At 70.0% G+C, this 9727-nt stretch carries 9 protein-coding genes; 4 read left to right on the forward strand and 5 right to left on the reverse strand.

All coding sequences use genetic code 11. The features are described 5' to 3' along the window. Window positions 1-124: 124 nt before the first annotated feature. The 3 genes from erm to AB0F44_RS29755 form a co-directional block, all read right to left on the reverse strand. Window positions 125-883, reverse strand: a complete 759-nt coding sequence (erm, locus tag AB0F44_RS29745; RefSeq protein ID WP_357360917.1) for a 23S ribosomal RNA methyltransferase Erm — start codon at window positions 881-883, stop codon at window positions 125-127. 219 nt (window positions 884-1102) lie between these two features. Further along, on the reverse strand, window positions 1103-2503 hold the full coding sequence (locus tag AB0F44_RS29750; RefSeq protein ID WP_357360919.1) for an NAD(P)H-quinone dehydrogenase: 1401 nt from the start codon (window positions 2501-2503) through the stop codon (window positions 1103-1105). Window positions 2504-2538: 35 nt separating this feature from the next. Further along, complete coding sequence (locus tag AB0F44_RS29755) at window positions 2539-3081, reverse strand: DinB family protein (protein WP_357360921.1); 543 nt, start codon at window positions 3079-3081, stop codon at window positions 2539-2541. A gap of 120 nt (window positions 3082-3201) precedes the next feature. Here AB0F44_RS29755 and AB0F44_RS29760 point away from each other — a divergent pair, with 120 nt between their 5' ends. Continuing rightward, on the forward strand, window positions 3202-3735 hold the full coding sequence (locus tag AB0F44_RS29760) for a helix-turn-helix domain-containing protein (protein WP_357360923.1): 534 nt from the start codon (window positions 3202-3204) through the stop codon (window positions 3733-3735). Between the two features lie 10 nt (window positions 3736-3745). Here the strand turns inward: AB0F44_RS29760 and AB0F44_RS29765 are convergent, their stop codons facing one another. After that, a complete protein-coding gene (locus AB0F44_RS29765; protein ID WP_357360925.1) occupies window positions 3746-4813 on the reverse strand; it encodes an SDR family NAD(P)-dependent oxidoreductase in 1068 nt (355 codons plus the stop codon). Between the two features lie 136 nt (window positions 4814-4949). Between AB0F44_RS29765 and AB0F44_RS29770 the strand changes: the two genes are divergently transcribed. After that, window positions 4950-6773 carry an NAD(P)/FAD-dependent oxidoreductase gene (locus AB0F44_RS29770; RefSeq protein ID WP_357360927.1) on the forward strand — a complete coding sequence of 608 codons (1824 nt, stop codon included), beginning with the start codon at window positions 4950-4952 and terminating at the stop codon, window positions 6771-6773. Between the two features lie 50 nt (window positions 6774-6823). On the opposite strand, the gene lpdA is transcribed toward AB0F44_RS29770, so the two are convergent. Continuing rightward, window positions 6824-8224, reverse strand: coding sequence for a dihydrolipoyl dehydrogenase (lpdA, locus tag AB0F44_RS29775; protein ID WP_357360929.1), 1401 nt, complete (start codon window positions 8222-8224; stop codon window positions 6824-6826). Window positions 8225-8296: 72 nt separating this feature from the next. On the opposite strand from lpdA, the gene AB0F44_RS29780 reads away from it, so the two are divergent. Continuing rightward, the gene (locus tag AB0F44_RS29780; RefSeq protein ID WP_357360931.1) at window positions 8297-8749 is read left to right on the forward strand and encodes a gamma-glutamylcyclotransferase family protein; all 453 of its coding nucleotides are present in this window, start codon (window positions 8297-8299) and stop codon (window positions 8747-8749) included. Between the two features lie 20 nt (window positions 8750-8769). Then, entirely contained in the window at window positions 8770-9567 is a 798-nt protein-coding gene (locus AB0F44_RS29785) for a purine-nucleoside phosphorylase (RefSeq protein WP_350666599.1), read from the forward strand. The last annotated feature ends 160 nt before the right edge of the window (window positions 9568-9727 follow it).

A 9727-nucleotide genomic window follows, 5' to 3' on the forward strand; every position in this document is an offset into this window, starting at 1 on the left:
CAAGCACGGCCAGCACTTCCCCGAGAACCCGCAGAACATCGACGAGCTGCTCGACACCCTCGCGCAGCGTTCGGCGGCCGCGCAGCGGATGCTCACGGCCGACGCGCGCGACTTCTCGGCAGGGTCAGACCGCTGCGTACGCCTCGACCCAGTCCTCCGCACGCAGGTCCCGCGGTAGCACCGGCGCCTGAGATCGCCGGCGTCTCCGGGCGATCTGGCCGGCAACTGCATCGGGTACGCCGTTGCGGCGCAGGATCTCGGCGACTCCGCGGCCTCGGCTGCTGAAGACCGCCGCCACCCACGACTGGAAGTCGCGGAGCTCCGACTCGGGGAGCAGCGGCTCGCGACGGCGGTCGATGAGCAGCAGGCCGCCGTCGACGTTGGGCCGCGGACGGAACGCGGTCGACGGGACGCGGCGGTCGAGGGTGAAGGTGAACCACGGCCACCACTGCGCGGTGAGCTGGGTGGTGCCGCCGACACCCGCGCGCTTGCGGGCGACCTCCCACTGGGTGAGGAGTACGGCATGGCGCCACGTCGTCGAGGCCAGCAGGTGGCGCAGGATCGGTGTGGTCAGGTGGAACGGGACGTTGGAGACGACGACCGCGTCCTGCGGTGGCGCGTGACGCAGGATGTCGCCCTCGGCGATGCAGACGTGCGTACCGGTCCGTCGGCGCAGCTCGGCCGCGCGGCGAGAGTCGATCTCGACCCCCTCCAGCGGACGACCCAGCTCCGCCAGCGCCAAGGTGACGGCACCGTTGCCGGTGCCCCACTCCACCAGCGGACCCTGCCGCTGCGAGACGAGATGGACGATGCGGTCGAGTACCGACCTGTCGGTGAGAAAGTTCTGGCCGAGCTCGTGCCGGCCAGGGCGTACGTCGGGCATGGATGCTCCTCGAGACAGAAGGAGCCGGGCGGCATGCGGGTAGCACTCGGAGCCGCCCGGCAGGGTTGCCAGGTGGCGGCGCGAATGCGAACGAGTGCTTCGGTGGGATCCGCGCCGTCAGCGGCGGCGGATCCGAACGATCATCGTCATGCAGCAGTTACCCATGGCGCTCACGCTAGCGAAGCCGCGGCGCTGCTCGCACACCGTTTTTCGGGGTGCCTACTCGACGTGGTGGAGACGGCGGGCGACCTCGGCGGTGGAGCCGGAGATCGACGGGTAGACGGTGAAGGTGTTGGCGATCTGGTCGACGGTGAGCCCGGTCGACACGGCGAGCGTGATGGGGTGGATGAGCTCCGAGGCGCGCGGGCCGACCACGACACCGCCGATGACGACGCCGGTGCCGGGGCGGGAGATGAGCTTGACGAAGCCGTCGGAGATGCCCTGCATCTTCGCCCGCGCGTTGCCCTTGAGGTCGAGGCGCAGGGTGTCGGCGACGACCTCGCCCGAGTCGACCTGTGCCTGCGAGTAGCCGACGGTGGCGATCTCCGGCGAGGTGAAGACGTTGGCCGCGACCTCCTTGAGGTCCATCGGGATGACCGCGTCGCCGAGGAAGTGGCGCATCGCGATCCGGCCGGCCATGGCGGCGGTCGAGGCGAGCATGAAGCCGCCGGTGCAGTCGCCGGCTGCGTACACGCCGTAGGCGGAGGTACGCGACACCTTGTCGGTGCGGATGAACCCGCCCTCGTCGAGCTCGATGCCGGCCTCCTCCAGGCCGAGGCCCTCGGTGTTGGGGATCGAGCCGAGCGCGAGGACGCAGTGGCTGCCGGTGACCTCGCGGCCGTCGGTCAGCTTGACGGTGACGACGTCGCCGGAGCGGGTCACCGACTCCATCCGCGACTTGCTGAGGATGTTCATCCCCTGCCGCTCGAGTACGTCCTGCAGCACCGTCGCCGCATCCGCGTCCTCACCGGGGAGAACCCGATCGCGTGAGGAGACCAGGGTGACCTGGGAGCCGAGGTTGAGGTAGGCGTTGGCGAACTCCACACCCGTGACACCCGAGCCGACGACGATCATGTGCGAGGGCAGGTCGTCGAGGTCGTAGACCTGCTCCCAGGTCAGGATCCGCTCGCCGTCGGGCTGGGCGGTGGGCAAGACCCGCGGCCGGGCGCCGGTGGCGATCAGGACCGCGTCGTTCTCGATCGCCTCCTCGGTGCCGTCCTGGGCCCGGGTCGCAATCACCTGACGCTTGTCGGCGTCGATGCGTCCGGTGCCCTTGACGATGCGGATCCCGCGGCGGGTCAGCCGGCTCTCGATGTCGCTCGACTGCGCGAGCGCGAGCGACTTCACGCGCTTGTTGACCAGCTCGAGGTCGGCGTAGAGCTCGGTGGCCGGGTCGCCGTGGTGGTCGCGGAAGTTGATGCCCAGGTCGCGGGCGAGCGTCATGTCCGACATCAGCTCGGAGGTGGCGATCAGGGTCTTGCTCGGCACGCAGTCGGTGAGCACCGCGCTGCCGCCGAGGCCGTCACGGTCGACGACCGTGACCTCCGCCCCGAGCTGCTGCGCGACCAGCGCCGCCTCGTATCCGCCAGGACCCCCACCAATGATCGTCACTCGCGCCATGGGGCGCATTCTTCCACGCCCCCGGAGCGGCAGATTCAGCCCATCGTCTTCTGACCGTCGATGGTCTCCCGAATGATGTCGGCGTGGCCGGCGTGCTGGGCGGTCTCGGCCAGGATGTGGGCAAGGGCGCGGCGGTTGGACCAGCGCGCGCCGGACTCGAACCACGGGGCCTCGGGAAGCGCGTGGTCCGCGTCGAGATCGACGGTCCGGATCAGCTCGTCGGTGGCGGCGGCCACGTCCTCGTACGCCTTCAGCACGCCCTCCAGCGTCTCGTGCTCGGCGAGCACGAAGTCGGCGGCGAACTCGGCGTACTTCTCCGGGGTCAGCTCCTGCGCCACCGCGCCACGGACGATGAAGTCGGCCCAGCCACGCTCGCAGGCTGACACATGCTTGACCAGACCCCCGAGGCTGAGCGCGGAGGCGGTCGGGGTGAGCCGGGCCTGCTCGTCGGTCAGGTTGCGGACGGCGTAGCGCAGGAAGCCGCGGTGCTTGGCCAGGGTCTCGAGCAGGTCGGTCCGCTCACGGGACAGGGTGGCGGTGGCGCTGGTCTTCATGGCGCTGGCGGCGGTTGCGGTCATGGCATGGACTCCTTGGTGGTGTTTCCCTCTGACACCGACAACGCTATGAGCCGTTCAGGTCAGTTTCTGTCCGCATTGGACGAGGGCTGAAAAAGATCCGCAGGCGATTACCCTGCTGGGATGACGAGCCCTGCCAACCCGACTCGAAGCGACGCGGTCCGCAACCGTGACCTCCTGGTCACCGCCGCCCGCGAGGTGCTCGCCGAGCAGGGTCTCGACGCCCCGATGTCGGCCGTCGCCAAGCGCGCCGGCGTCGGCCAGGGCACCCTCTACCGGCACTTCCCAGACCGGCTCACGCTGGCGACGGCGGTGCTGGAGGAGAACGTGCGCGACATCGAGCAGGTCGCCGCTCGCCCTGATGCGACGCTGGCCGATGTGCTCGGCGTCGTCACCTGGCAGATGATCCACTCGATCGCCTTCGTCGGGATCATCCGGTTCAGCGGCGAGGAGAGCTCCCTCTTCCTGGCCGATCGCGTACGCACCGCCATCGGCGGGCTCCCGAGGGAGGCCTACGACGCCGACGACCTCATGCTCGCGGTCGCGATGGTCTCCGGCGGGGTGCACGGGCCGACCCCGGAGGCGCGCGAGGCCGCCGCCCGTCGGGCGTGGGACCTGCTCGGGATCGAGATCGGCCCGGTCACGCCGGGCGTCTGAGCCCCGCGTTCTAGGCGGCCGACCAGCCGCCGTCGGAGGCGATCACGGCTCCGTTGATGTTCACCGAGTCACGCGAGAGCAGAAAGGTGATCGACGCGGCGAGCTCCTCGGCGGTGGCGATCCCGGGGATCGCGACGCGCATCCCGGCCGTCCGGGACGAGCCGTAGGGCGCGCCGTCGGGCACGTGGATGCCGGTCGCGACCGCACCGGGAGCGAGCGCGTTGATGCGCACCCCGGTCCCCGCATACTGGAACGCCGCCGACTTCGTCAGACCCACGAGGGCGTGCTTCGAGGTCGTGTACGCAGCACCGGCCGCCGAGCCGCGGAGCCCGGCCTCGGAGACGACGTTGACGATCCGGCCCTCACCCGCGGCGAGCATCCCGGGCAGCACCGCGCGCATCAGCCGCATCGGCCCGTCCACGTTGACCGACATGCAGCGCGCCCAGATCGTGTCGTCGATCTCGTGCGGGGCGGCGTCGTCGTCCATCACACCGGCCACGTTGGCCAGTGCGTCGATGCGATCGCCCGCCGCGGCCAGGACCGCGGCCGCGGTCTCCGGCGCGGTGATGTCCGCGGCCAGCGCGTGGAACCTCTCGCCCAGCTCGGTCGCTGCCGTGGAGAGCTTCTCGGCCGAGACGTCGATGCCGACCACGTGCCCGCCCTCGCCGATGATGCGGGCCGCGACCGCCTTCCCGATCCCGCCCGCGGCGCCCGTGACCACCACGGTCTGGCCGGCGAACCGGCCGCCGGTGAGCACCTCGGTCCAGGGCTGGGGTGAGCCGATCTCGATGCCCAGGTCAGCTGCGGGTGCCGTGGTGGCGCTCGCCGGAGCCCGGTCGACGGTCGGCACACCCTCCGGGATCACGCCGGTCTCGGCGACACCGACCAGCAGCCCGACGACCTCGGCCGGGAACCTGCCGCCGGACATCTCGACGAGCTTGTCCAGCGGCAGGCCGAGCGCCGGCGCGAGCGCCTCCTCGGTGCCACCGCCGGCCGCGATGATGCCGCGCAGGACCTGGGCCGCCACCGGGTGGTCCAGGAAGCTGCGTACGGGCGAGGAGGGGGTGAGGTTCGACATGGCGGCGGCCTTTCGTCGGAAGCGATCCGGACAGACTTGTCCGTTTCGGCTATCGTAACCGCGAATGCCGCTCGGGGCACTTCGCGACCCTCGTCGGCGCACCGGGCACACCCCACCCCACGAGAGGAGCCGCGCGATGACCCTGCCGCGCTGCGAGAACCCGGTCACCCCCGAGCGCGCTGTCCAGATCAGGGAGCGCTACACCGCCGAGCGCGAGCGCCGGGTGCGTCCCGACGGATCCGCGCAGTACCGAACCACCGAGGCCGAGTTCGGCTACTTCGCCGATGACCCCTACACCGAGCGCGCCGAGCGCGAGCCGGTCCACGACGTGGTCGACGTCGCGGTCGTCGGCGGCGGCTTCGGCGGCATTCTCGCCGGCGCGCGGCTGCGCCAGCAGGGCATCGGGTCGGTGCGCGTCGTCGAGAAGGGCGGCGACTTCGGCGGCACCTGGTACTGGAACCGCTACCCCGGCATCCACTGCGACATCGACGCGGCCGTCTACCTGCCGCTGCTCGAGGAGACCGGCTACATCCCGCGCTGGAAGTACGCCCCGGGCGAGGAGATCCGGCAGCACGCCGTACGCATCACCGAGAAGTTCGACCTCTACCAGAACGCGCTCTTCTCGACCGCCGTGACCTCGCTGACCTGGGACGATGCCGACCAGCGCTGGCTGGTGGCCACCGATCGCGGCGACGCGTTCCGGGCGACGTACGTCATCACCGCGACCGGCACCCTGACCGAGCCGAAGCTGCCCGGCATCCCCGGGATCGAGTCGTTCGCGGGCCACACCTTCCACACCTCGCGCTGGGACTACGGCTACACCGGCGGCACCCCCGAGGGCGGCATGACCGGCCTGGCCGGCCGGAGGGTCGGCGTCGTCGGCACCGGCGCGACCGGCATCCAGGCGGTGCCGATGCTCGCCGAGGACGCCGAGCACCTCTACGTCTTCCAGCGCACCCCCTCCACCGTCGGCGTACGCGGCCAGCGTCCGCTCACCGCCGAGGACCTCGGCGCAGACCGCCCCGGCTGGGCCACCGAGCGCCGCGAGAACTTCCTCCGGCTCGTCTCCGGCGAGGCCGTCCCGGGCGTCGACGAGGATCTCGTCGACGACGCCTGGACCGAGTCGGCGGCGCTGCTCGAGAAGCTGCTGCCGAGCTTCCGCCGCGACGATGCCGGCCAGGACAACGAGCAGTTCGAAGCAGCGTACGAGGCCCTCGACCACGCAACGATGGAGCGGATCCGCGCCCGGGTCACCGAGATCGTCGAGGATCCGGCGACCGCGTCGGCGCTCCAGCCCTGGTATCGCTATGCCTGCAAACGGCCGACGTTCTCGGACAGGTACCTGCCCGCGTTCAACCGCGACAACGTCACCCTGGTCGACACCGCCGACTCCCACGGCATCGAGCGGATGACCGAGCGCGGCGTGGTCGTGGACGGGGTGGAGTACGAGGTCGACGCCCTGGTCTTCGCGACCGGGTTCTCCGTCGGCGTCTCCGGGATCACCTCGGGCAGGATGCCGGTGACCGGGCGCGGCGGTGTCCAGCTCCTCCAGGCGTGGGCGCAGGAGGGCCCCCGGTCGCTGCACGGCTTCGCGTCGAACGGGTTCCCCAACCTGATCAAGATGGGCTCGCTCCACAACGCCAGCAGCGTGAACTTCAGCCACATCCTCGACGAGCAGGCCGTCCACGCCGCGGCGCTGGTGGTCGCCGCCGAGGCGCGCGGCGCCCTCATCGAGCCGTCCCGCGAGGCCGAGGACGCCTGGGCCCGACGGCTCTCCGAAGGCGCGCCGCGGCATGCCTGGTTCCACGCCGAGTGCACCCCGGGCTACTACAACGCCGAGGGTGCCGGGCGTCCCGACGTCCCCACCGGCTACCCGGGTTCCGCCGTCGCCTTCCACGAGGAGCTCCGCGCCTGGCGCGAGACCTCCATCGACGAAGCGCTCACCGTCCCTCGGACGTGAAAGAGGCCCGGGGCCGCGAAACGTACGCGACCCCGGGCCTCCTTGGCAGATCAGAGGTTGATCATGTGACCCGCGATGCCCTCGATGGCTTCCTTCATCGCCTCCGACAGCGTCGGGTGAGCGAAGACGTTGCGCGCGACCTCGTCGGCGGTCAGGTCCCACTGCTGAGCGAGGGTCAGCGCGGGCAGCAGCTCGGTGACCTCGGGGCCGATCATGTGGGCGCCGAGGATCTCGTTGTGCTCGGCGTCGGCGACGATCTTCACGAAGCCGACACCCTCGGCCATGCCACGGGCCTTGCCGTTGGCGGAGAACGGGAACGACGAGGTCTTGACGTCGTAGCCCTTCTCCTTGGCCTGCGCCTCGGAGTAGCCGAACGAGGCGATCTGCGGCTGGCAGAACGTCGCGCGCGGGATCATGTCGAAGTTGATCTCCATGGTCTCGGCGTCGGCGATGGTCTCGGCGGCGACGACACCCATGGCCTCGGCGGTGTGCGCGAGCATCAGCTTGCCGGTGCAGTCACCGATGGCGTAGATGCCCTCGACGTTGGTGCGGCCACGGGCGTCGACAGCGATCGCACCCCGGTCGGTGAGCTCGACGCCGGCGTTCTCGAGGCCGAAGCCCTCGACCCGCGGCGCGAAGCCGAAGGCCGCCAGGAACTTGTCGGCCTCGAGCACCTGCTCCTCGCCGCCGGCGGCCGGAGCGATCCGGACCTTGACGCCCGAGCCGGTGTCCTCGGCCCCCTTGACCGCGGTCGAGAGCAGCACGTTGACGCCGAGCTTCTTGTACTGGCGCAGCAGCTCCTTGGACACGTCGGCGTCCTCGGTCGGCACCATCCGGTCGAGGAACTCCACGATCGTGACGTCCACGCCGAAGTTCTTGAGCACGTAGGCGAACTCGACGCCGATCGCGCCCGAGCCGCCGATGATGATCGAGCTCGGCAGCTGCTCGGTGAGGATCTGCTCCTCGTACGTCACGATGTTCTGCCCGTTGGGCACGACACCCGGGACCGAGCGGACGGTCGCGCCGGTGCCGATGATGAGGTTGTCGAAGGTGTAGTCGGTCGAGGCGCCGTCCTTGCCCTTGACGGCGATCGACTTCGGCCCGGTCAGGGTGCCCCAGCCGTCGATCTCGGTGATCTTGTTCTTCTTCATCAGGTAATGCACGCCCTTGGCGCTGGCGTCCGCGACGCCGCGGCTGCGCTTGAAGGTCGCGCCGAAGTCCATGGTCGCGTCACCCGAGATCCCGAAGGTCTTCTTCTCGTGGGTGATGATGTGCGCGATCTCTGCGTTGCGCAGCAGCGCCTTGGACGGGATGCACCCGACGTTGAGGCAGACACCGCCCCAGTACTTGTCTTCGACGACGGCGACGGACTTGCCGAGCTGAGCGGCACGGATGGCGGCGACGTAGCCACCGGGGCCAGCGCCGAGGACGAGAACATCAAAGTGGGTCACGTACCCAAGGGTAGACCGCCAATAACAGATAGATCCCAAGCGGGTGAGGACTGGGCGGTAACCTCGTGACCCGTGACTCTCTATGCGGCCTATGGCGTCAATCTCGACCCGGCGCTGATGAGTGAGCGGTGCCCGCATTCGCCGTTGCGTACGACCGGGTGGCTGGGTGGATGGCGACTCACCTTCGGGGGCGAGGACAACGTGCTCGGCGACGGACCGACGGCCACGATCGTCCAGGACCCGTTCGAGCAGGTCTTCGTCGCGGTCTACGACGTCGTGGAACAGGACATGGAAGCCCTGGAGAAGTGGGAGCTGGCCGACATCGGCCTCTACTTCAAGACCAAGGTGCGGATCTCCGCGCTCGCCGAGGACCTGCTCTGCGAGACGTATGTCCTGGACACGTACGAGGGCGGCATCCCGGACGCCCGCCACCTGGGCGCGCTGGCCGATGCCGCCGAGGCGGCCGGAGCGCCGGACGACTACGTGCATGCGCTGCGTACGCGCCCGTGCCGGTCCAACGACTGAGCCGGGTCTAAACTCGGCGAGTGACCACGCCTTACGAACTCGCCAAGGAAGCCGCCTCCGCGCTCGCGGAGAAGACTGGCATCGAGAAGCACGACATCGCGTTGGTGCTGGGCTCGGGCTGGCTGCCCGCCGTCGACGCGCTCGGCGAGGACTACACCGAGATCGCCACCACCGACCTGCCCGGCTTCAGCGCCGCCGCGGTCCAGGGGCACAGCGGCAAGATCCGCTCGATCCGGTCGGCGAGCGGCCGCAACCTGCTGGTCTTCCTCAGCCGCACCCACTACTACGAGGGCAAGGGCGTCGACGCGGTCGTGCACCCCGTACGCACCGCCGCGGCCGCCGGCTGCTCGACGATGGTGCTCACCAACGGCTGCGGCGGGCTCAACCCGTCCTGGTCCCCCGGCACCCCGGTGCTGATCAAGGACCACATCAACCTCACCGCCACGTCCCCGCTGGTCGGAGCCAACTTCGTCGACCTCACCGACCTCTACTCCGCGCGTCTCCGCGGCCTCGCCAAGGAGGTGGACGCGTCGCTCGACGAGGGTGTATACGTCCAATTCCCCGGGCCTCACTACGAGACCCCTGCCGAGGTGAAGATGGCAGGCATCATCGGCGGTGATCTGGTCGGCATGTCGACCACCCTCGAGGCGATCGCGGCCCGCGAGGCGGGCATGGAGATCCTCGGTATCTCGCTGGTCACCAACCTGGCCGCCGGCATCTCCGACCAGCCCCTCAATCACGCCGAGGTCCTCGAGGCTGGCCGGAACGCCGCTACCCGGATGGGTGGGCTGTTGAGCAACCTCGTTCCTAAGATCTGAGCCCCGAGATCTGAGCGGTCTACGGGGCTGGGCTGGGCCGCCGACCCGTTCTTGGAGGGTCTCTCGATTTGGCTGGCTATCGGGGCGGCGGCCCGGGTGTGGCCACGGATCACTCACCCACGGCAGGTGACCGCTCCACGCCTAGGCCAGACATGGGGTC

The sequence above is a fragment of the Nocardioides sp. NPDC023903 genome (genome assembly GCF_040639295.1).
Lineage (GTDB): Bacteria > Actinomycetota > Actinomycetes > Propionibacteriales > Nocardioidaceae > Nocardioides.